The sequence below is a fragment of the Bombella saccharophila genome (assembly GCF_026385475.1).
GTDB lineage: Bacteria > Pseudomonadota > Alphaproteobacteria > Acetobacterales > Acetobacteraceae > Bombella > Bombella saccharophila.
This window is the reverse complement of sequence record NZ_JANIDW010000001.1, coordinates 649,087-671,737: the sequence shown is the minus strand read 5'-3', so window position 1 is coordinate 671,737 and position 22,651 is coordinate 649,087. Positions and strand designations below refer to the sequence as shown.

Annotated in this window: 19 protein-coding genes; 8 read left to right on the top strand and 11 right to left on the bottom strand. The window is 50.5% G+C overall.

The genetic code is table 11. From position 1 onward, the window contains the following. Positions 1 to 38 precede the first annotated feature (38 nt). The 6 genes from NQF64_RS02985 to NQF64_RS02960 form a co-directional block, all read right to left on the bottom strand. Positions 39 to 668 carry a thioredoxin domain-containing protein gene (locus NQF64_RS02985; protein ID WP_099027276.1) on the bottom strand — a complete coding sequence of 210 codons (630 nt, stop codon included), beginning with the start codon at positions 666 to 668 and terminating at the stop codon, positions 39 to 41. 85 nt (positions 669 to 753) lie between these two features. Next, positions 754 to 1,638 carry a hemolysin family protein gene (locus tag NQF64_RS02980; RefSeq protein WP_230873282.1) on the bottom strand — a complete coding sequence of 295 codons (885 nt, stop codon included), beginning with the start codon at positions 1,636 to 1,638 and terminating at the stop codon, positions 754 to 756. A 17-nt stretch (positions 1,639 to 1,655) separates the two neighbouring features. After that, a complete protein-coding gene (gene ybeY, locus NQF64_RS02975) occupies positions 1,656 to 2,174 on the bottom strand; it encodes an rRNA maturation RNase YbeY (protein WP_266106410.1) in 519 nt (172 codons plus the stop codon). Next, entirely contained in the window at positions 2,146 to 3,204 is a 1,059-nt protein-coding gene (locus NQF64_RS02970; protein ID WP_099027279.1) for a PhoH family protein, read from the bottom strand. The genes ybeY and NQF64_RS02970 overlap by 29 nt, the downstream gene beginning before the upstream one ends. Further along, complete coding sequence (miaB, locus tag NQF64_RS02965) at positions 3,201 to 4,586, bottom strand: tRNA (N6-isopentenyl adenosine(37)-C2)-methylthiotransferase MiaB (RefSeq protein WP_266106409.1); 1,386 nt, start codon at positions 4,584 to 4,586, stop codon at positions 3,201 to 3,203. Before miaB ends, NQF64_RS02970 begins: the two co-directional genes overlap by 4 nt. A gap of 23 nt (positions 4,587 to 4,609) precedes the next feature. Further along, positions 4,610 to 5,584, bottom strand: coding sequence for a lysophospholipid acyltransferase family protein (locus NQF64_RS02960; RefSeq protein ID WP_099027281.1), 975 nt, complete (start codon positions 5,582 to 5,584; stop codon positions 4,610 to 4,612). Positions 5,585 to 5,800: 216 nt separating this feature from the next. Between NQF64_RS02960 and NQF64_RS02955 the strand changes: the two genes are divergently transcribed. From NQF64_RS02955 to NQF64_RS02945, 3 genes are all read left to right on the top strand, one after another. After that, positions 5,801 to 7,801, top strand: coding sequence for an autotransporter assembly complex protein TamA (locus tag NQF64_RS02955; protein WP_266106408.1), 2,001 nt, complete (start codon positions 5,801 to 5,803; stop codon positions 7,799 to 7,801). Then, positions 7,801 to 11,976, top strand: coding sequence for a translocation/assembly module TamB domain-containing protein (locus NQF64_RS02950; protein ID WP_266106407.1), 4,176 nt, complete (start codon positions 7,801 to 7,803; stop codon positions 11,974 to 11,976). Before NQF64_RS02955 ends, NQF64_RS02950 begins: the two co-directional genes overlap by 1 nt. A gap of 71 nt (positions 11,977 to 12,047) precedes the next feature. Beyond that, on the top strand, positions 12,048 to 12,692 hold the full coding sequence (locus tag NQF64_RS02945) for a YceI family protein (RefSeq protein WP_099027392.1): 645 nt from the start codon (positions 12,048 to 12,050) through the stop codon (positions 12,690 to 12,692). Positions 12,693 to 12,785: 93 nt separating this feature from the next. On the opposite strand, the gene NQF64_RS02940 is transcribed toward NQF64_RS02945, so the two are convergent. From NQF64_RS02940 to NQF64_RS02930, 3 genes are all read right to left on the bottom strand, one after another. Beyond that, entirely contained in the window at positions 12,786 to 13,586 is an 801-nt protein-coding gene (locus tag NQF64_RS02940; RefSeq protein ID WP_266106406.1) for a glucose 1-dehydrogenase, read from the bottom strand. Positions 13,587 to 13,668: 82 nt separating this feature from the next. Further along, positions 13,669 to 14,259 (bottom strand): CarD family transcriptional regulator, encoded by a 591-nt coding sequence (locus tag NQF64_RS02935; RefSeq protein ID WP_099027284.1) that lies wholly within the window; start codon positions 14,257 to 14,259, stop codon positions 13,669 to 13,671. An 81-nt stretch (positions 14,260 to 14,340) separates the two neighbouring features. After that, entirely contained in the window at positions 14,341 to 15,216 is an 876-nt protein-coding gene (locus NQF64_RS02930; protein ID WP_266106405.1) for a bestrophin family protein, read from the bottom strand. 109 nt (positions 15,217 to 15,325) lie between these two features. Here NQF64_RS02930 and NQF64_RS02925 point away from each other — a divergent pair, with 109 nt between their 5' ends. Both NQF64_RS02925 and fghA read left to right on the top strand, forming a co-directional pair. Continuing rightward, positions 15,326 to 16,447, top strand: a complete 1,122-nt coding sequence (locus NQF64_RS02925; RefSeq protein ID WP_099027286.1) for an S-(hydroxymethyl)glutathione dehydrogenase/class III alcohol dehydrogenase — start codon at positions 15,326 to 15,328, stop codon at positions 16,445 to 16,447. After that, positions 16,444 to 17,295 (top strand): S-formylglutathione hydrolase, encoded by an 852-nt coding sequence (gene fghA / locus NQF64_RS02920; RefSeq protein WP_266106404.1) that lies wholly within the window; start codon positions 16,444 to 16,446, stop codon positions 17,293 to 17,295. Before NQF64_RS02925 ends, fghA begins: the two co-directional genes overlap by 4 nt. A 56-nt stretch (positions 17,296 to 17,351) precedes the next feature. Here the strand turns inward: fghA and hisI are convergent, their stop codons facing one another. Both hisI and ygfZ read right to left on the bottom strand, forming a co-directional pair. After that, positions 17,352 to 17,795, bottom strand: a complete 444-nt coding sequence (hisI, locus tag NQF64_RS02915; RefSeq protein WP_266106403.1) for a phosphoribosyl-AMP cyclohydrolase — start codon at positions 17,793 to 17,795, stop codon at positions 17,352 to 17,354. After that, positions 17,776 to 18,627, bottom strand: coding sequence for a CAF17-like 4Fe-4S cluster assembly/insertion protein YgfZ (ygfZ, locus tag NQF64_RS02910; RefSeq protein ID WP_266106402.1), 852 nt, complete (start codon positions 18,625 to 18,627; stop codon positions 17,776 to 17,778). Before ygfZ ends, hisI begins: the two co-directional genes overlap by 20 nt. Positions 18,628 to 18,729: 102 nt before the next feature. Between ygfZ and NQF64_RS02905 the strand changes: the two genes are divergently transcribed. From NQF64_RS02905 to NQF64_RS02895, 3 genes are read left to right on the top strand one after another with little or no spacing between them, the layout of a single operon-like run. Continuing rightward, positions 18,730 to 21,102 (top strand): adenylate/guanylate cyclase domain-containing protein, encoded by a 2,373-nt coding sequence (locus NQF64_RS02905; RefSeq protein WP_266106401.1) that lies wholly within the window; start codon positions 18,730 to 18,732, stop codon positions 21,100 to 21,102. Beyond that, positions 21,099 to 21,917 (top strand): MlaE family ABC transporter permease, encoded by an 819-nt coding sequence (locus tag NQF64_RS02900; RefSeq protein WP_099027291.1) that lies wholly within the window; start codon positions 21,099 to 21,101, stop codon positions 21,915 to 21,917. Before NQF64_RS02905 ends, NQF64_RS02900 begins: the two co-directional genes overlap by 4 nt. Further along, positions 21,917 to 22,651 (top strand): P-loop NTPase family protein, encoded by a 735-nt coding sequence (locus NQF64_RS02895; protein ID WP_266106400.1) that lies wholly within the window; start codon positions 21,917 to 21,919, stop codon positions 22,649 to 22,651. Before NQF64_RS02900 ends, NQF64_RS02895 begins: the two co-directional genes overlap by 1 nt.

Here is a 22,651-nt window from a genome sequence, read left to right as displayed (position 1 = left end):
CACCCTATAAACGCTGGGATGAGGTGAGTGAGAGCCTTTTAGGCCTTACTGACAAGCTCCGCAAATTTTTCCACCGTTTCGGGGTCTTGCGCATAAGGGGTATTATTGAAGCGGAAATAAGGCGTCCCTTTAATTTCGTACTCTTGGCCCTCTTTTTGTGTCTGCTGATAAAGAGCCTGACCAAAGCTCATATCCTTGCTGATTTTATCAAACTCAGCCGGAGCGATGCCCGCTAAAGCGGCTTCTTGCCTAAGGTGAGCGACCGGGTCATTGCCGGAGAAGGCCCATTGCATTTGTCGGGAGAACAGAGATTCAATGAAGGGTACATAACGCTCCTCTGGCAGGGAGCGTGCAACCATAGCGGCGATGAGGGCGACTTGGTCTAGTGGGAAATCGTGGAATTGAAAACGAACCTTCCCTGTATCGATGAATTGCTCTTTAATTTTGGGGAATAATTCTGTCGCGAAATGAGCGCAATGGGTGCAAGTGAGGGAGAACCACTCTTGCACGAGGATAGGCGCTTGCGGATTACCAATAATGCGCGGGCCCATGCGTGGGTCTTGTGCAGCTTGTGCGTGGGCACGGCCCATCGTGATGAAGGGAGCAGCGAGCAGGGTAGCGCCCCCCATAAGGAGGTTACGGCGGGAGAGAGAAGATTGGGTGGACATGGTAGCTCCTTTGCGATGGCAATAGGTGGGGCAGAGGTCTAGGAGACCACGCTAGGCGAACATGAACGGCAAGATAGCCCTGCCGTCAAGAGGGAGAAGGTGTGTTTGCTGCTTGACCCTCAGCCGTAGGAGGCTGGCGTCTAAGATGCGGGGGAACGCGCATCCGTAATGTAAGGATATGCCGCGCATCAGAATCAATAACACGAAATTCCAACCCGCTAGGATGAGCGAGGACTTCATCACGCGCGGGAACATGCTCGGCAAGGTGAAAGACTAAACCGCCCACTGTTTCAATTTCGGCTTCACGCTCTTCACGTGTGAGGATAGGGCCAAGACGCTCTTCAAGCTCTTGGACGGTGAGGCGGGCATCAAGGTCTATGGTACCATCAGGGCGGTTGAACCATGGGGTTGTGACAGGCTCATCATGCTCATCAGAAATATCGCCCACAATGGTTTCGATAAGGTCTTCAATCGTGACGAGGCCATCAATACTGCCATATTCATCAATGACGAGGGCCATATGTGTCCGGCGTTGGCGCATTTGGAGCTGGAGGTCCAAAACGGGAATACTAGGAGCTACCAAAAGAGGTTGGCGCAAAAGCGCGCGTAGGCGGAAAGGTTCGTCCGTTCCGATATGGGCTACGAGGTCTTTAACATGAATCATCCCGATAATATCGTCTAACTCGCCATGATAGACAGGCATACGGGAATGATTTTCCTCTCGCATGAGGGCTAAGGCTTCATCAAATGAGAGGTCATCGGACATGGCGATGATGTCCGCTCTGGGGATCATAACATCATCAGCGGTGCTAGTGCGTAGGCGCAGCACATTCATGATGAGCGCGCGCTCTTGCCGGTCGAGTTCTGGTGTTTCGTGGCTATTCTTTCCAAGGCTGGCAGCTTCCCGGACAAGGTCAGCAATTTGCTGCCTAATAGTCTTGGTACGGGCCTTGCGATTGAAAAGTTTCATTGTAAGAGCGGTCTTCCTTAACGCGATAAAATGAGAGGAGCAGGGGCTGACATATGGCCTTGTAGGCGTGGCTTCCATGGGTCTGGGAGGCCCATCCGGCGGAGGATGAAGGTCTCTAACCCTTCCATCTTGCGGGCCTCACTGGGGTGATGATGGTCATAACCAGCAAGATGAAGCAACCCGTGAACAAGAAGATGCGTTGTATGTTCCCGCAGGCTCTTACGCCCCTGTTCAGCCTCGCGCTGCATGGTTTGATAAGCAAGAATAATATCGCCCCCCAGAAGGGGAGACGGTGGCTCGAATGTAAGAACATTAGTTGGTTTGTTCTTACCGCGGAATTGTGTATTCAGCCGTTGAATATGCCGATTATCCGAAAAGACAAATGAAGGCCCCGGCGCACCTGGTGCGAATATCATCCCATAACGCTGAACCATCTGGCATGTGCGTTGGACGAGCTGTTCGATATTTCCCACGCTAGCACGCCAACGAGGGTCGGAAACGATAATCTCAGCGCGTGGGGCGATAGGGCGTTTCATGATGCGTCCGGTAGGGGTGAGAGGTCTCATCTGCGTGGCGATCGTAAGCTTCTACAATGCGTGCGACAAGAGGATGACGGACCACATCCGCCGCGGTGAGGGGGCAAATAGAAATACCTTTTACCCCTTCAAGAGTTGTAACAGCATCACGCAAGCCAGAGGTGACCCCACGGGGGAGGTCAATTTGGCTCATATCTCCCGTAATTGCCATACGGGTCCCCGGCCCCATACGGGTGAGGAACATCTTCATCTGAGCTGAGGTGGTATTTTGGGCTTCATCAAGAATGACATAGGCATGAGCTAACGTCCGCCCCCGCATGAAGGCGAGGGGGGCGACTTCAATCTCGCCACTAGCCATGCGGCGACTGACTTGATCCCCGGGCATCATGTCATGCAAGGCGTCATAAAGTGGGCGGAGATATGGGTCGATTTTTTCTCGCATATCACCGGGGAGGAAGCCGAGCCGCTCGCCTGCTTCCACCGCAGGGCGGGAGAGGATAATCCGGTCCACCTGCCCTGCTTGGAAGAGAGCCACCGCTTGCGCTACAGCGAGATACGTTTTCCCCGTTCCTGCTGGGCCAAGGCCAAAGACAAGCTCTTTGCGAGCAAGAGCCTGCATATAGTGCATCTGACCCGGAGAGCGTGGCGAAATAACCCCCCGTTTGGTTTGTATTTGCGGTAGAACCCCTGGCGGTAAGGCGTCATCTTGGGTATGGGGGGCAGGATTTTGCACTGCCCGGCGATGAGAAGGGAGCGCGGTGAGGCGAATCACGCCATCAACCTGTTCACTATCGACCGTCATGCCGTTCCCTGCTTGCTTATAGAGTGCGTGTAGCACGGCTTGTGCCCGCTCTACAGCGTCATTTTCGCCAGAGATGGCAACACGGTTGCCACGGCACACAAGCCGTGTTCCTGTCCCTTGCTCTAGGCGGATGAGGTGGCGGTCATGGTCCCCAAGGACGTTTTGCAGCCTTTGGTTATCCTCAAATCGCAAGGTTGTCGTGCGATATCCTTCAGCAGAGCTGCTCAAATGGTTGTGCCTTCTTGTTTAGAGAGATGACCACCGAGGGAATTGGTGAAGGGGGTCGTAATATGTACCTTCACAATCTGCCCAATAAGGGCAGGGTCGCCCTCAAAATGCACAGGCTGAAGGTAAGGCGAGCGTCCATTTAGCTGCCCTGGTTTACGACCGATTCCCGTTACAAGAATATCCTGAACTGTGCCAATCAGAGACGCATTGAAGGCATCTTGCTGCTCTCTAAGGAGGGCTTGCAGGGCTGCGAGGCGTTTTTCTTTTACATCTTCTGCCACTTGGAAGGGCTGTCCCGCAGCAGGTGTGCCAGGGCGTTGGGAGTATTTAAAGCTATAGGCACTGGCAAAGCGCACATCACGGACCAGTTGCATTGTTGCCTCAAAATCCTCATCCGTTTCCCCCGGATGGCCGACAATAAAGTCCGATGTTAGTGCAATGTCAGGCCGAGCTGCCCTTAATTTACGGATGATGTCGCGATATTCATCTGCTGTATGGCCACGATTCATGGCTTTAAGCACTTTGTCGGAGCCACTCTGCACAGGGAGATGCAAATAAGGCATGAAGATGGGGTTATCGCGATGAGCATCAATCAGGGCTTGCTCCATATCGCGCGGATGAGACGTAACATAGCGCAGGCGTTTGAGCGCGGGAATCCGCTCATGGAGCAATGCGGCAAGCTCTGGCAGGCTGGCGATACCGTCCTGCCATTCCCCATGGAAGGCGTTTACATTTTGTCCTAACAGGGTAATTTCTTTCACCCCACTGGCGACAAGTCGCTCCGCCTCAGCAAGGATGGAGGCTACAGGGCGGCTTGTTTCTGCCCCGCGTGTGTAAGGGACTACGCAGAAGGAACAAAACTTATCGCATCCTTCCTGAATGGTCAGAAAGGCGGTGAGGTTGCCCTCATTCTGTGGGGCGGCATCCTCCGGTAGAAGGTCGAACTTCGATTCAACGGGGAAGTCTGTATCAATCACACTACCGCCAGCACGCGCAATGCGGGCGACCATTTCCGGTAAGCGATGATAGGTTTGTGGGCCGAGGACGAGGTCCACATAAGGAGCGCGGGCAAGAAGCTCTTTCCCTTCCGCTTGAGCAACACAGCCCGCAACGGCAATGAGGGTTTGCTTGCCCTCTAATTTGCGCGCTTCCCGGATTTGCCGCAGACGCCCTAGCTCGGAAAACACCTTCTCTGCTGCTCTTTCACGAATATGGCAGGTATTGAGGATAATCATATCGGCATGGTCAGGACTATCTACCGGACTATAACCGAGCGGGCGCAACACATCTGCCATACGCGCACTGTCATAAACATTCATCTGACAGCCCCATGTGATGATGTGCAGACCGCGAGCGGGGGAGGGGGTGAGCTGTTCTGGCATAAGTAGAGAGGTGTGATTATCCGTTAATGGTCAGTATGGTCGGTTGTGGGGAGGAGATGGTCCTCTGGGAGGCGATTTTGCCGGAGGTCCTCATTCCCTTGTTCGATAGCCGCGCGAGCTGCGTTAGAGAGTGCCTTACGGGAGGGGAAATCCTCCGGCTTTAGAGGAGGATGAAAGAGGACCGTTGCGCGCATAGAACGCCACCGTGTTAAGCCCACAAGATGGGGGCCGAAATCCATATCACCAAACCATGAGAAGACGAAGGACCGCCTATGCCGCCCGACAGGTAGCCCTTCTAAGCGGTCATAAGTAACAGTTACGGGTTGGATAAGGCAGGTTGGATGGTCATCTTCTGTTGGGTCATCACGCCGGCGTACAGGTTTAGCAATGGCAAAAAGGGAGGACATAAAGGGTAAAAGCTGTGTCCCTTTTGAGGTCGTCCCCTCCGGGAAGAAGGCGATATTATACCCTTTGCGGAGTTGGTTAATAACCTCCTGCACATCCTGCCCAGCTTCTTGCCGGTTGCGATTAATGAAAATTGTCCGGCCCAGATAGGTTAAATAACCAATCAATGGCCAATGGCGGACTTCTTGCTTAGCGATGAAGAAGGCAGGCAGCACCTTGCCCAGTACGAGGACATCCAACCATGAGCTATGATTAGCGACATAAATAACACGCCGCCCATCAGGGCGCAGCGTCAGTGAGCCTTCCATCTTGCCAATAGTCCGCACTTTTATATTGAGGATTCGGCAGGCTACTGTCCAGAAAAAGAGTGGAAAACGGCGGAACATCTTCCCTGGTAAGAGGAGGCATGTCCCTTGGCCAATACACCCACATGCCGCCCAGAATAAGAGGGCTAACGCACGCAAGCGAATACGTAATTGATCCACGAATGTATCGCGCGTGCTAGGCTCTTCCTGCGCAAAAAGATGATCAGGATCAAAAACCGGACGGTTTTTGTTTCTTTGTTTAGGGGAGGAGGGGTTCGCAAAAGACATAGTGCTTAAATAAGCATTTTATGAACTGGAGACAATCTTTATCCGTATTGGAAGTTTAGGTTCTTAACTTCTTTACGCTTGCATTAATGATAGATGACAGAAGAGAAACTTTTGTATCATGCTAAGAGTGGGATAAAGGGAAAGCCAGTATCGTCTAGCTATGGTGTATAGCATTTGAGCAGGCAATTAAGGAAAAAAATACATGCTCTAGGAGGGGTGTTGCTTATAGCAAGCCTCTTTGGGGGGAAGTGTCTTTATGCGGCAGGTCAGGATGATGCCCTCCTTACCATACAAACAATGCCTAAAAAGGCCGTTTCTTATAATGTTGAGGTCCTTCCAACGGATGATAAGTCGATCAGCGATAGCATGGCAGCAGCCTCTCAGCTTGTGAGTTTGCAAAAAACGCGGAATGTGGGGCCTTATGCGTTAGCAGGACGCATAAGGGGGGATTATGCGCGTTTGCAAGGGGCGTTGCAGTCGCGTGGATATTATGCAGGGCGTGTTGTGGTGCGCGTGTCCCTCCATGGCAAAATTCTTGAGGGAACCGCCCCTGCCCTTGCTTCTCTCCTTAATGAGGCTGGAGCAGAAGATCAGGTTCAGGTGCGCATCCAAGCAGAACCGGGCATACAATTTACGATAGGACAGATTGTTATTACTCCCTTAGCGGCGACGCCTGCGGAGGGGCTTGCGAAGGATAAAGAGCCTAGCCTCTCTGAAGCAGAGCGTAAGAGTATGGGAGTGCAAGAAGGGCAACCAGCCATCGCAGGGGATATTTTAGCAGCGCAAGGGCGGCTTTCTCATTTTCTGCAAGAGGAAGGGTATGGCCTTGCAGACGTACAGACCCCCCAAGCGATGTTGCGGCCGAATCATCAGATTGATGTTTATATCAAGATGAAACGCGGGCCCAAATTGATTGTCGGCCCTATCGCGCTGGAGGGGCTAAAGCGCGTTAAGGAGCGATATGTAAGGCGGCGTTTGGCGTTAAAAGAGGGGCAGCTTTATCAACCCTCTGCTATTGAGCAAGCACGATTGGATTTAGGGAGTACAAGTCTATTTTCCTCCATCCAACAACGTAATGCGGATTATGTCCTGCCTTTGCCCCCTCAAGGGGCTTCAGCAAAAGGGAAGGTTGATAAAAAAGGGAAAGCTCCTCCCTTACCCGCTGGGGCAGAGGGGGCATTGCCTCTCAGCTTTGATTTTGATGAAGGCAAACGCCATCGTATCACTGGCGATGTTGGGTATTCGACTGACCTTGGCGGGCGAGCGGGTGTTTCGTGGCTGCATCGCAACCTTTTGGGGAATGGGGAGCAGTTGCGTGTTGCGGCTTTGGCAACCGGGCTGGGCGGTACGGCACAACAAGGTGTGGGCTATGACGCTTATGTCGATTTTACAAAGCCTGATTTTCTCAAACGTAGTCAGACGCTTAATGTGCGGTTGGAGGGGATTCGACAGCTCCTTTATTCCTATGGGCAAACAGCCTTTTTGCTTCATGGTGGGGTGTCTCGTCCGTTAGGGAAGGACCTTTCAGGCAGTATAGGGGCTACGGTGGAACAAGAGCATATTCGGCAATTTGGCCATAAGGCGGAATATTTCATCGCGTCTCTTCCCCTGCAGTTGGATTATGACGGCACCCATCGCTCCAACCCGATTGAACCAGCAACTCATGGTGTGAAAGCCTCTATTGGGGTGACGCCTTCTTTATCGCTAGAGCATCAAACCTCCTTTTTTATCCCTATGAATGCACAGGCCTCCACATATTTTGACCTTACCCATCTAGGGCTAACCAAACCGGGGAATAGTGTTATTGCTCTGCGTGCAATGGTTGGATCCGTACAAGGGGCAACGACATGGCATTTACCACCAGACCAAAGGCTCTATGCCGGGGGACCGGGCTCTGTTCGTGGTTATCGGTATCAAGGGGTTGGGCCGCAATATCAACATACAAAATATGCGATTGGTGGCACAGCTATGGATGCAGGGACTGTGGAGTTTCGTCAAAGACTGCCTAAGAATCTGGGGGTAGTTGGGTTTGTTGATGCAGGGCAGGTAAGTTCAGGCTCTATCCCTGCGCATGGTAAGCTACGGGTTGGGTATGGTGGTGGTGTGCGGTATTTTACGCCCATAGGCCCTGTGCGTGTGGATGTCGCCTTCCCGCTTCATCGGGCTGAACGGGGAGACCGGTGGGAACTTTATTTAGGGTTGGGGGAGACATTTTGATGCTCTTTTGGCGTAGGTTTCTCCGTTATAGTGCCTATGTAGGTATTGTGCTGGATTGTGTGGTGATTGTTGCTCTCATAGGCATCAATTTGCCCCCAACGAAGCGTTTTATTGAGCATAAAGTCCCAAATTGGACGGGTGGGATGGTGGCGATAGAGGGGATGCAAAGCGTTTTGCCGTGGCATCTCTCTTTGGCGCATATTGTTTTGAAAGACCAGCAAGGCATTTGGTTGGAAGGGCGTGGGCTAGAGCTGCGCCTAGGCTTATTCGAGCTGTTGGGAAAAACCATCCGTGTACGCACGATCGCTGCTGAGACGCTTGATTATAAGCGTAACCCCGTTTTCCCACCATCTCCTCCATCATCTCATCCTTCGACAGGCCTGCCAGCATGGGGTGTGCGGCTGGATAAGCTAGCTATACCGCGTTTGACACTTGGCTCATCTGTGATGGGGCAAGCAGTGTCTATGCAGCTGTCTGGTGATATGCAGATAAAGGATGTGAGTGCATTCTCTAAGCCCATCTCTTTTGCAGATGCGCCGCCTATGCAGCTCCATCTGCTCATGACGCGGTTAGATAACCCAGCGTATTTGCGCTTGCACCTCCAGATGGACCGTCATCAGATGACGAGCAATGTGCATTATGATGAATCCGTAAATGGTTTTGCCGCCATGCCGGGGAAGGTCGGTGTGTTAGACCCTCTGTCGATTGATGTTACGGCTGAGGGCCCTTATGAGGCCTTAAAGACCAGTTTGGACATACAAGCGGCGACCCATCAGGCCACACCACTGGCAGTTATATTGAGGGGCAAGCTAAACCTCATCCAATATACAAATGACCTGCATTTTTCCCTCAATGCTCCGGCTATGACCTTGCGCCCCGGTTTGGGGTGGGAGAGCCTGATGATGGAGGCGGAGCTTCACGGCCCTCTCCGCGCACCTTATGGCACGGTTAAGTTAGAAGGGACGGGTTTGCTCGCCGCAGGTGCGGGTATTGGGCATATGTCCGTACAATTTGAAGGAGAAGGAAACAGCCTAGCCGCTGCTTTAGATGATACAACCTCCCGTCCAAAAACAGTGGGCGGAGGGGCGGATCATCTCGCTTTATCCGCTCGTTTTGATGGGATTAGCTTGCCGGGTAAGGCTTCGTCTCTTTTGGCTTCAGCACCTCTGACGATAGAGGCCATGCTTGCACCCCAGCAAGAGGGAAAGCCGTATCAGATTCATATCAAGCATGAGGCTATGGCGTTAGATGTTACGGGGAAGGTAGAGAACCAGCTTTCTGGCCATGTGCAGCTTGCTATAGACAAACTACCAGACCTCACAGCCCTTATGGGGCAGAAGGTCGAGGGGACAGCGCATTTATTGGGGGATTTTACCGTACCCTTACAGCAAAGCGGAGCATTATCCGCGGCGTTAGGGGGGCAATTTGGTATAGACAAAGGCCCTCCGCCTCTTATGGCTCTCATCGGGCCGAAGGGCACCCTTACGTTCCATCTTGCACAGCAAAATGATGGTGCCTTCCTCATAAAGCAGGCAGCTCTAACAGGGCGTGGCTTTCAGCTAGAGGGGGCGGGGCAGCTTGATGCAAAGAGGCATTTATCTTCTTCTGTAAAGCTATCATTGCTGGATTTAGAAGCTTTGCACAAAGTTTTGCGGGGTCATGCAGCCTTGCAGGCAGAGCTGCAAGGGCCTTTGGATGATATGGCAGTCCATACCCGTCTTGCGGGGGCGTTGGGCGTTGTTCATCCTTCAGCCTCCCTCCCTGTAGCCCCGTTGGAGATGAGGGCGGATGTGGCGCATCTGCCTTCTCATCCTCAAGGGATGTTGCATATAGAGGGCATGTTGGATCGCGCGCCGCTGATTGTAGATACACAATTTGACCGTGCGAGTGATGGGACGATAAAAGCAGACCTCCATAAATTAGCGTGGAAAGACGCGCAAGGGCGTGCCTCTTTGTTGCTCCCAGCGGGGACGATGGTTCCGCAAGGGGAGGTCATGCTTAATGTCCCGCGATTGGATATATTTAGCCGCTTAATTGGCCAGCCCCTTACGGGGCATCTCCATGTGGGTATGGAAAATACGGCGCATGACCATATGCAGATTGCGCTTGATGGTCAGGCTTTCATGAAAGATTATGCCGTTAAGGCAGCGCATTTGCAGGCTGATTTACATAATATAACGCAGAATCCTAATGTGGCGATGAATCTGCATCTTACAGGGGTGCGGTTTAAAGAGATAATGGGGGCGGCGCAGCTTTCTCTCAAGGGGCCGCAAACAGCGTTGGATGTGCAAGCCCGTGGAGCGTTTGAGAATGTTATGCACGCGCCTGCGCGGTTTGATGTTGTTGCACAGCTTCATCTACCAGAGCAAAGCGTTAGAGTGGATAGGGCGTTAGCGTCTATAAAGGGCGATATATTCAAATTAACAGCCCCTGCCATTGTACATTACGGGGCGGACCTCGCCGTGGAGCATATGGCGGTAGAGCTTAGCCCGCCTCATGGCGTGGCTGGGCGTGTTTTCCTCAACGGGACGATAAAGCCAAATCTGGTTCTTGAAGCGCGATTGGAGCATATCACCCCCGCGCTAGCCGCACCGTTTCTACCGGCTTTACAGGCGGAGGGGGATGTCTCTGCAGCGGCAAAACTACGCGGCACATTAGCCTCTCCTACCGGGCGGTTTACGATGGAGGGGCGAGGTCTTCGCCTCATCAGTGCCGCGACAGCGTCCTTACCGGCGGGGCAACTGCATATAGAGGCCGATTTAGCCGGGACGCAGGCACTCCTTCATACGACATTCCGTGTGGGGGAACCGTTGGCCTTCATACTTTCTGGGAAGGTGCCATTATCTCCTACGGGACAATTTGCTGTAACCGCAAAAGGACGAGCTGACCTTTCCATTGCCAATGCGTTTTTAGGGGCTGATGGTATGGGGGCCGGGGGGCAGTTGGACTTAGACCTTGGCGTAAATGGCCTTCTCAAACAGCCGCAGCTTACAGGGTCGATTCAATTACATAATGGTTCGTTCGAGGAATATGCCGATGGTGTGCATGTTGAGGCGGGAGACGGGCTCATCAAAGCGCAGGGCGACCGCCTCACAATCGAGCATTTTACCGCGCGCGCAGGGCAGGGCTCTTTAGGGGTAACAGGGCAGATTGGTGTTTTACAACCCGGCCTGCCGGTGGATGTCCATTTTACCATGGATAAGGCAGAACCGGTTCAAAGTGATTTATTGACCGAGCAGATAGATAGTCGGCTTCATATTTATGGCCAAGCGGCAACACGCTTGGATGTAGAGGGGGATGTTACTATCCCAGAGGCGGCCATTACGATACCGGATTCCATGCCGGCTTCTGTCCCGCAACTAGAGCTTATTACACCAGAACAAACCAAGACGCCAGTTAAGCCACCGCCCAAGATGATTATCGGCTTGAATGTTAATGTCATGTCCCCGGGGGCATTATTTGTGCGTGGGCATGGGCTTTTTGCTGAAATGCAGGGGAAATTACATATTGGAGGGCTGAGTACGGCCCCCGTTGTGACGGGGGGGATTACCCTTAAGCAGGGTAATTTCAACTTAGCGGGGATTAATCTTAATTTTACGCGGGGGGAAATTGGTTTTTCTGGGGCTAGTGCAGCGCATAAATTAGACCCAACAATAGATTTTCGCGCTGATCGCAATGCAGATGGCACATTAGCGAGTTTGCTCGTTCGTGGTTATGCGAGTGAGCCAAAGCTTGAATTTGTTTCAAACCCTCAATTACCGCGAGATGAGGTATTATCGATTTTGCTTTTTGGGACAAAGCGCAGCTCCTTATCGCCTGCTCAATTAGCGTCTTTAGGCGTGGCGGTTGTGCAGATTGGGGGAGGTTCTGCTTTTGACCCTATAAGTAAGGTGAGGAATGGCTTAGGGTTAGATCATCTTGCTATAGGTGGGGGGAGCAGCGTTGGTAATGGCGGTACGAGTTTAGAAGCAGGCAAATATATTACAAAACGCGTTTATGTTGGCGCGAGGGAAGGGCTCTCCAGCAAGGGGACGCAAGCGCAGGTGAAGGTAGATCTTACAAAAAGGCTCCAACTCAACACAACTGTTGGTACAGGTGGGCAAGTGACGGGCTTTACCACACCAGAAAATGACCCTGGCTCCAGCATTGGGCTCTCTTATGGGATAGATTATTAAGGGGCCCCCCTGTAAGGATGAAAACGGTCATGCATTGTGTTTGTATGCTAATTAAAGGGAGCCTCTCTGTTATGTCGTTTAAATTTCGTACGGTGTTTGCGGTAGCAGCATTAGCTTGTTCTGCACCATTGACTGCATTTGCCCAGGTTGTAACGGATCCGGCACAGGTCCAGGCCGGGTATTATAAAGTGGAGCCCTTGCATACGCAGGTTAGTTTCTCTGTATTACATCTTGGCTTTACAGTTTATGAAGGGCTATTTTCCGGGGCTTCTGGCGTTCTTCTATTGGACCCCCGTCAACCGGAATCGTCTAGTTTAACGGTTTCTGTGCCTGTTGCTTCTGTGCAGACAACCAGTAGCAAGTTAACAGAAGAGCTAAAAGGGAAGGATTGGTTGGGAGCGGAGCAGTTTCCTAAAGCTGAGTTCGTATCGGTCAGTGTGAAGAGAACAAGTAATGGGGATGCCCTAGTGAGTGGTAATCTTACTTTGCACGGTATTACGCGGCCGGAAACATTGCATGTTCATTTTATCGGCGCCGGTGTGAATATGTTGGATAAGAAATACACGGTTGGGTTTGATGCCACTAGTACAATTAAACGTAGCGAGTTTGGTATTAAGACTTTCGTGCCATATATTAGTGATGAAGTAGAGTTAAAAATTGCTGGCGCCTTCGAGCGGCAAGATACTCAGCCTGCTATGAAAGACCCGAATGACTAAAATGCTGCTATAAATAGCGGTAACAGTAAAGGACGGAGAGTAGTTTGTGAAAACCCCTCTCCGTCCTTTATGTTTATGGTATGATAGTTCGTTTTAAGAAGACCAGTTCTTCTCAAAATCCCCAAAGAGGGTTAAGCCCCCATCGACGTAGAGTGTCTGGCCTGTGATGTAGCTGCTTTCCTCAGAAGCGAGGAAGCCCATAGCATCGGCAATTTCTTGGCTTTCACCTGGTCGTTTCATAGGGATATGGCTGGCAACGGCTTTATATTGCTCAGGGTCTTTTACCCATGAATCGTTAATTGGTGTTACGATGGCACCGGGGGCTACAGCGTTAACGCGGATGCCGCGGGAGGCATATTCCAACGCTAATGTACGCACCATATTATCGACTGCCCCTTTAGAGGCAGAATAACCTAGATAATGGGGCTTAGGGATTAATTGATGCACGGAGGAGTTTACAACAACCCTTCCTTTAACTCCGTGTTTTAGCCAATAGCGCAGGGCCTCGCGGCAGCAAAGCATTACCCCTGTGACATTAACGGACAATACACCTTCAAAATCTGCCAATTTGACATCTTCAGAAGGGGAAGGGATTTGATAGCCGGCATTGCAAATGAGTACATCCAAGCTGCCCATGGCCTCAATGCTCTCTTTAAAGAGTTTTTGGACCGTCTCCTCATGTGAAATATCACCTGTAGCGATGACGTGTTCACCTGCCTCGACTTTAGGCAATGTCTCTAAAACGGCCCGTAATTTATCTTCTTTACGGCCATTAATAGCAACGCGGGCCCCTTCTTTGGCAAAATATTGTGCAGCAGCCTCGCCAATTCCCTGGGAGGCCCCAGTGATGAGGACATTCTGCCCCTTAAAACGTTTTGATGGATTTGTGGACATATAAACCTCAAACCTTTCCCGTTAGGGTTGCGGGAAGGAAAACCCCTCCCAGCAGGAATCCTGTGGGAGAGGGAGAGGAAAATCAAGCGTTTTTCATCGTTTGGGTGAGGTCATCCAAAACTTTGCCGGGGTCTTTATTTTCCAACACGGCAAGCTCTGCAACAAAGCGCTCCTGTGCGGCTTCAAAAAGTTTCCGCTCAGAGAAGCTACCATCCAAGCTATCGACATTGCGGCGGAGGTCACGCAGTACTTCGGCGATTTGGACGAGATCGCCAGAGTTAATTTTCTCTTGATACGCTACAGCACGACGTGCCCACATACCACGGCTAACATGCGGCTTTCCTTTAACCACAGCCATGGCTTTATCGACAATCTCGCGCGTTGCAATTTTACGTAAGCCGGATTTGCGTGCCTTAGCCAGTGGGATGCGCAAAGTCATTTGGTTGCCGGGGAAGGAAATCTGAATCATTTCGATCTTCGTATCAGCGATTTCTTCTTCGCCGATGCGGTCAACGCGGCCAACACCATGGGCTGCGTAAACGATAGCGTCCCCCTCGCGGAAAGGATTCTTTTCCTGCTCAGGGTCTTTCTGACGGGCAGTGTGCTCGGCGGCGGCGCGGGCCATCTCGTCAGTGACACCACCCTTATGGGGCATTCTGAAGCTGTTGTTCATGGAGCGACCTTACCAGAAAAAGAGGAAGTTGTCTTGTTTTACGTAATGTTTAATTCGTCTTTTTACGAATTATTTCCTCCTTTAAGGAACGCGTCCAAAACGTGGGGTGGGCATGGGGTGAGGTGTTTCTCCAAGAGGTTGGAGTAAGTCACGCTCAATCGTGCGGCTAATAGTCAGCATAGGTAGAGCATGAGGGCTATCGCGGAAGGGTTCTTGCAGGTTTCGCCCGCTTCTATCAAGCATTTGGAAGAGCACACCGATAATGCTGGAGCCTAAGGGGGTAATCCACCCTAGGGTTTGTACAGCCGAAAGCGGAAGTAAGATGCAAAATAGGTGCGTAACGATGTTCGGCAGCATCGAATATTGAATAGGTAATGGTGTATTACGAATACGCTCTAGCCCCCCTTGTGCATTGGCAAGGTCGGAGAGGATGCGATCCACTGTTCCATGAACAGCACCATCAATATTACGTTCTATAACAAGATGGCGGACAGACTGACCCAGCTTATAAAGCAATGCATTAGCTGGATTGCCGCATGAAAATACAAAGCTATAGGTATCTTCATCTAGCAATGTGCGAATGACAGCATCAGGTTCATTATTACTGAGGGAAGATTTAAGGATATAAGGATAGGCTGCCATGGCGCGTGCAAGCTCTGGTGCTCCGCCAAGAAGGGAGTCGACCTCACGGCCAAAAGAGCGGCAATTATTGGTGACAGAGCCCCATAAGGTACGTCCCTCCCACCAGCGTGCGTAAGCAGCATTATTGCGGATACCTAGGAAGATAGCCAAAGCCGACCCCATAAGGGAGAAGGGTAAGGCAGGTTGCTCCATCCATTCTTGATGAAAGATTTGGAAGAGAATCACAACCACGCAATCCCATCCCGTAAGGATGATGAGTGGGGGAAGAATCTCTCTAAACAATATGGAGAAGCCGTACCGGCGTTTGATAATCACGGGGGCAGAATCCTCACATAATTAGCAGTGATGACATCAGGGCTTGAAGCCCGCTCATTCTGTGGCACAATCCAGATAACAGAAACTGTTGAGATAAGGTAATTACGCAATGGATGTTCGCGCTGCAATCGCTTTAGAAGCAGGACAGCCGCTGGTTGTCGATACTGTTCAGCTTGAAGGCCCTCGCGAAGGGGAAGTTTTGGTAGAGCTGATGGCTACCGGGCTATGCCATACGGATAAATATACACTCTCCGGTAAAGACCCGGAGGGGCTGTTCCCCTCTATCTTGGGGCATGAGGGTGCAGGGGTTGTGCGTGAGGTAGGCGCAGGTGTGAAGCATCTGAGACCTGGCGACCACGTCATTCCTCTTTACACGCCGGAATGTCGGGAATGTCCGTCTTGCCTTTCTCGTAAGACGAATCTGTGCACGTCTATCCGCAGCACACAGGGCAAGGGCCTTATGCCTGATGGGACGACACGTTTTTCCTATAAAGGGAAGCCTGTTCATCATTATATGGGCTGCTCTACCTTTGCTAATTTCACGGTCATGCCGGAGATTGCTTTGGCAAAGATTCGCTCTGACGCACCGTTTGATAAAGTTTGCTATATTGGCTGCGGTGTGACCACGGGTATCGGCGCGGTATTATTTACGGCGAAGGTTGAAGCAGGCTCCACCGTGGCTGTGTTTGGCCTCGGCGGTATTGGGCTGAATGTCATCCAAGGGGCTAAAATGGTCGGGGCAAACCGCATCATCGGTATTGATGTGAACCCAGAGCGTGAGGCCATTGCCCGTAAGTTTGGGATGACAGATTTTGTGAATCCTAAAGAGCTTGGTGAGAAGGGTGACCTTGTTGCGCACTTAATTGAGCTGACCAATGGTGGGGCGGATTATACGTTCGAATGTGTGGGTAATGTTAGCCTCATGCGTCAGGCCCTAGAGAGTGCCCATCGCGGTTGGGGTGTTTCCTGCGTGATTGGTGTTGCCGGTGCGGGGGAAGAAATTAGCACGCGTCCCTTCCAGCTTGTGACAGGTCGGCGTTGGATTGGTTCTGCCTTTGGGGGCGCGCGTGGCCGGACGGATGTGCCCAAAATTGTTGATTGGTACATGGAAGGACGCATCAATATTGATGACCTCATCACCCATGAGATGAAGCTAGAGGACATCAATAAAGGTTTTGACATGATGGGGCGCGGCGAAGGGATTCGTAATGTCGTGAATTACAGATTATGACGGCAAATCCTTTCACACTTCTTGAGAGCCATGCATGCTGTGGGGGAGAAGTACGCTTCCTCTCCCATCAGTCCCGTGAGCTAGGCTTACCAGCGCGGGTTAATCTTTTCCTCCCAGAAAGGGCCGTGGCGGGCGCGGCTGTCCCGGCTGTGTATTGTCTGGCTGGGCTGACATGCGACCAAGATACGTTTTTGATTAAAAGCAATGCCATCCGCTATGCGGCAGCGCATGGCTTGGCCCTTATTGCGCCTGATACTTCTCCACGTGGCGCAGATGTCGCGGGGGAAGATGAGGCTTACGACTTAGGAACAGCGGCTGGTTATTATCTGGACGCCACTGCGGACCCTTGGGCAGCTCATTATCGTATGGGCTCCTATATCCGCAAAGAGCTTCCTGCTTTGATGGAAGCCCATTTTCCCCTTAAAGCGGGATGCCGTGGCATTATGGGTCATTCTATGGGCGGGATGGGGGCGTTAGCCATTGCGTTGGGGGATGCCTCTGCTTGGCAAACGATCTCCGCTTTTGCGCCTATTTCTGCCCCTGCGCGTGTCGAATGGGGCCAGAAAGTCACAAAGGCTTATTTTGGGGGCTATGAGGCTGAATGGGGGCAATATGACCCTTGTTTACTTTTAGCCGCAGGGAAGACTCATCCCGGGCCTTTGCTGGTTGATCAGGGTACAGATGATGAGTTCCTCGACCGCTTACGCCCTGATTTGTTGGAGGAAGCGGCCGCGAAGGTAGGCCAAGCCCTCATCCTACGTCGCCATAAAGGCTATGACCATTCCTATTGGTTTGTGCAGAGCTTTGTGAAAGATCACCTCGCTCATCACGCTAAGGGCTTGCTGTAAGGTCCTTATTATAAAAAATCCCCTTCCTGTTGTATAAGAGGAAGGGGATTTTCCTTTTATGATGATGTTTTTACCCCATACAGGGCATCTGGTGTGATGTCTGGCTCGGTAAGTTCTATGAGGCCGGTAGGGGTAAGGGCGTTATAAAAACAGCTATGCCGCCCTGTATGGCAGGCCACACCTTTTTGCCTTACAGTCAGCAAGAGACAATCTGAATCACAATCTAGCGTAGCAGCAAGAAGATGCTGCACTTGGCCAGAGCTTTCCCCTTTACGCCAGAGTGTTTTGCGGCTGCGTGAATAATAACAAACCCGCCCCGTTGTGAGTGTTTCTGCTAGGGCCTCTCGATTCATCCAAGCGAGCATAAGGACGTTTCTGCTATCATCTTGAGCAATGGCACTGATAAGCCCTTGCTCATTAAAGCGAACTTTTCCCAAAAGCTCTGTCAAAATAGGCGCGACTATAGGGACCCATTCCGCTTTATTGGCCTGCTGTGTCATGTTTCATCTCCTCACGGGGTAGCCAATCTGGCCAATTAAGTGTGATGGGGCATAGTCCGAGCATAAGGTTAGTCGCCTCCCAAGCACGGCGATGGAGCAGAGCAAGACCGTGAGAGCCGTGATAGGAGCGGAGTTCCCCTACCTCTTGCCCATTAAGCGTGATAGCTGCCTCAGCAGGGAGGGGTGTCCCATCTCGTGATGAAATCGGCAAAATCCGCTTTTTGATAAGCCCACGATAATGGGTACGAGCGGTGACCTCTTGGCCGAGGTAACAGCCTTTCTCCCACGAGACACCATGCAAATAATCCATATTCGCTTCTAATACGAGCGTTTGGCCGGGTATGATGTCCGCATCATCAGGGACGCCAATCATTAGACGACGTGTTATTAAGTCATTATCTCTTGCAGCCGTGGCTTCAATAATGGGGTGAGGACAAATAGCTCTCCACCCAAGAGCAAGGTGCCGAGGATCACTTACAGCGAGGATCGCCTGTTGTGGTGGTGGCGTTTCAACCGGGCCAGTGAGAATGCTGTAGTTTGTTAGCTCTATTTGTACATCTGCGCGTAAGCGAAAACGGTTTAGGGTTTTGATGATTGTCTCAGCATGTTCGGTGGCGATGTCTAGGAATAAGATATCATCCGCTTTCCAGAGGTAGAAGAGTGCTTGTATACGCCCTTGAGCATTTAACAAGGCTGTCCAACAGCTTTGTTGCGGGGCAAGAGCAAGAACGTCATTCGTTACCAACCCTTGGAGGAAAATAGCCCGTTCACTTCCGGTAAAAGAAATGACAGAACGGTGTGAAAGATGGTTGCGCTTCATCAGTGTCCGCATAATAGTGGAATATCAAGAAGAGAGAGTTTCACCTCATTTGAGGGTGCGATACAAGAAGAGATCATATCTGTGTGTCGGATGATCAGAAGGGATTTTTGAGCCTTGTTAACAGATGAAATCGTTGATCCCGCTATTGATACCACCGGACGGCGTTGGCAGCTTTTCCAATTTATTGGGCCGATTTTGGGTGTCATTCTCGTCATCGTGACCATTGCTTTAGTGACACTCTATACCTATCGCACCATGCGGGAAGGAGCAATCACGCTCTCCCGTAATTTGCTGCGTAGTCAACAGCGATATATTACAGAAGAAGTTAGCCATTATCTTTCGCCGGCCACGGGAATTTCCTTCATGGCAAGCAATATGCTGACAGGCGATGATATTAAGCAAAATGCAGCTACGTTTATGACGCTTGGTCGCTCAGTTTTGCGGGATATGCCGCATGTTGATAGTTTTTATCTGGCTGATGATCAAGGTCATTTTTGGATGGCAAGCCGGCGTGATAATGCCTATGAAGAAACAACTATGCAGATTGAGGATGGCGCTCCTTATTACCGTCATAAAGTGACGGATAAAGATGGTCGCTTTATCTCGACGGATCGTTTTTCGGCTGAAGGATATGACCCTCGCTTGCGTCTTTGGTATAAAAAGGCTGTAGAGCGTGAAAGTAGAACGCCTGATCGTCGTTTATTTTGGACGGCACCTTATTTGCATCTTTCAACACGTCAATTTATCGTAACAGCTTCATTAGCTTTCCAAGCCTTAGATGGTCATAAAATTGTCTTTGCAATTAATATTTCTCTTAATCAGCTCACCAAGTTTGTAAATAGTCTTAAAGTTGGCAAAAGTGGACAGGCCGTAATTGTAGATTTGGATGGCCATGTGATTGCAGGTCATAATATGGCTGATATTGGTAAACCTGGTTTTGATGCCGCCAATGTTAGTTTAGACCCAAAGACACAGCCTGTTTTTGTTCGTGCTTTAGATGTATTTCGCGTTATGGGGGATGGCTCAGGCATTGTCCATGCACGTGGGACAAGTTACGTTACAATCGCAGCGGCGATGCCCTTAGCAAAACGGTCTTGGGTTTTATTACTTAATGCGCCAGAGGGTGACTTTGCTAATTTTACACAGGTTGTAAAACATCAAACTGTTTATTTCTCTGTTATTATTGTTGGTTTGGCTTTGGTGCTGGCTGCAGGGTTGATTTATCAAGGTCGACGGGTAGAACGTCTACAAAAAGAGTTGGGGACGTTTGGTGAGGAAAAAAAAGAAGATAATATTATTCTCCTTAAAATTATTAATACAGTTGGTTTATTAAATCCAAAACAAGAGCAGCCTTACTTATGTGAGGCTTTATCTGAAAGATCAGTATCACGACGCGCTAGTATTTGGAGATTACTTTCTGATGGTGACAGGCTTCTGTGTGAAGATATGTTTGATCGTGATCGTAATGCCCATCGGCTTGGTATGGAGCTAACGCGGACAGGCCATCCAGGTTTATTTGAGTGTCTTGAAGGTGGTCATCCTGTAGATGTTCCTAATGCAGAAGAAGATCCGCGTTTACAAAGTGTACAGCGTGTTGTCATGCGCATGATCGATACCCATCATCTCTTTTTGCTGCCTGTTATGGAAGAGCATCGCCTCGTCGGGGCGATTATGCTTGAAGACCCTATTCAACTCACTGAGGCGGAACGTGTTGTTATGTTAATCGCATCCGTCCTAGCGGTGCGGTTTGGACAGGTGCAGGAGGAAGAAGGCAACAAGGAGGATTCTGTCCGAACTTCTACAACGCCTTCGCCGTCTGCCTCACGGTCGGCGAGGCCCCAATTGCGGGTTATAGAAGGTTTCCTTTTACGTTCTAATACAGACAGTTCTAATCCAACCAATATGCCAGAGCCAGGTTTGTACCCAAGTGTACCGATTATGGTTTTGGAATTCTCAGAAGCCTATTCCTCAAATCATGATGCCGCTCGCGCTATGCTAGACTTGGTAGGCGAGCTAACGGACAAGATTCAATCTATTGCACGAGAGCATAATCTCTTTTCTGTACAGGTGGCTGGTAATCGGTTCATCTTTTTGGGGAGTTGTTCTCAAACGCTTGATTCAGAGGGAGCGGCAAATTTAGCGGACGCCGCGATTGGTATTCGCGAAGTTTGCTTGATGATTATTTCTCATATGAATACGCGACTTATGTTCCGTATTGGAATTGATGTAGGAGCGGTGTTGGTTGCTCATCTTGGGAAGAATCGTGATGTCTTTAATTTGTGGGGAGAGGGGCTGACCATGGCTGGTGCCCTTGCACATAATGCGCCAGATGGAGGGCAAATACAGGTTTCCGATCGTGCTTATCAGATTTTGCAGGGATTGTTCTTATTCCGGCTACGGGGGGAGTTCTTTTTACCTGGGAGTGGCATAGCTAACAGCTATATTTTGGCAGGTAAGGGGGATGTTGGAATGGTAGTTAAAAAATGAACTTCTCTGAGCGATTCTCTATACTCCATATCGGGTTAGCCCTACTTGGGCGTTTTGCCCGCTCCTTGCCTCGTTTTTTTCTTATTGTCATTGGTGGCGGATGGGGTGTCTTTTACAGCATACTACATCCTAGCGCGTGGCGTCGCACTGTGATCATTGAGTTCCGTCGTAGTTTGCGGCAGTTGGTTGCGGGTGGTTTTTTTAGTGTTGTCGTAGTGGCTTGCCTTACGGGGTTTGGTTTGGTGTCGCAAGCTGTGTATTGGCTCGGCTTCGCTGGAATGTCTCAGATGACAGGTGGTTTGTTATCTAGTGTTCTTTTGCGGGAAATGGCACCCATATTGGTCGGCGTTATTTTATTGGGTCGTTCTGGCATGTTAATGCTGACAGAAATGGGAGGCCTAACCAAAGGGGGGCGTTTGAGTTCGCTCAATGGGATGGGGGTTGATCCCTTTTTAATTTTCGTTGTCCCGCGAACTATTGCGATGACTGTGGGAGGAATCACGCTCGGAACGCTTTTTGGTGCGATCGCGTTAGCGACGGGTTATGTAGCATGCTGGGTCAAAGGGATTGTTACAGTATCTATTTGGTCTTTCCTTTTCGAAGTTGTTAATAGTATGCAATTGGTGGATTATATAGGTATCCCTTTGAAGTTTTTATTGAGTGGGTCAAGTGTAGGGTTGTGTTGTTGTCTTTCAGGCATTGATATAACGGCTGAGGATAATTTAACAACATTGATGCCCCGAGGGTTCTCGCGGGGGATTATGTCTGTATTGGTCATTAATGTGGTCATTGACGTAATTTTGGGGAGTTTTTAATGGCAGATGACCCCAGTGGAACAGGAAGAGATTATGACTTTGTCCTGAAACTGGATGAAGCTGTTCCTGCATCAGATTCTACAGGACTCCCCCCAGTAAAATATAATCTTTTTGTCGAGCCGGGCGAGTGTGTTTTTATAGAATGCCGGGATGAATTTCGGGCAGCTCAGTTTACGGATTTTTGTGCAGGTATTTTGCCCGTTAAAGAGGATCCAGCAACAAGAAAGAGACGTGGCGCTGTCAGTTGTATGGGGCTGGATTGGTCGGATCTTGATGAACGTAGGGCTAACGCATTACGTGGTCGTATAGGGCGTATTACAGCTGAGAGCGGCTGGATCGACTTGTATGAGATGCATCTCAATATTCTATGGCCAAGCTTACACCATAGTCGCGCACCCTATGATACCTTAGTGGGAGAGGCAGTTAAATTATGTCAATCATTTGGTTTGCCTGGTTTGCCTACGCAATTACCGGAAAAACTTTCTGTACTTGATAGAAAGAGGTCGGAATATGTGAGGGCCTTTATGAATAGACCCTCCTTGCTTTTATTGGAAAATCCCGTCAGTCTTACTGCGCCGGTTGAGCTCTATAATGCGTTTTTTACTGAGTTGACAGCAGCAAGAGAACGAGGCTGTGCGGTTATATGGATCGGGGCGGAGCGCTCTGCATGGTCAGGCTATATTCAGCAAGGCATGCAACGTTTTCGTCTAGGTGATAATGGACTCTTAAAGTGA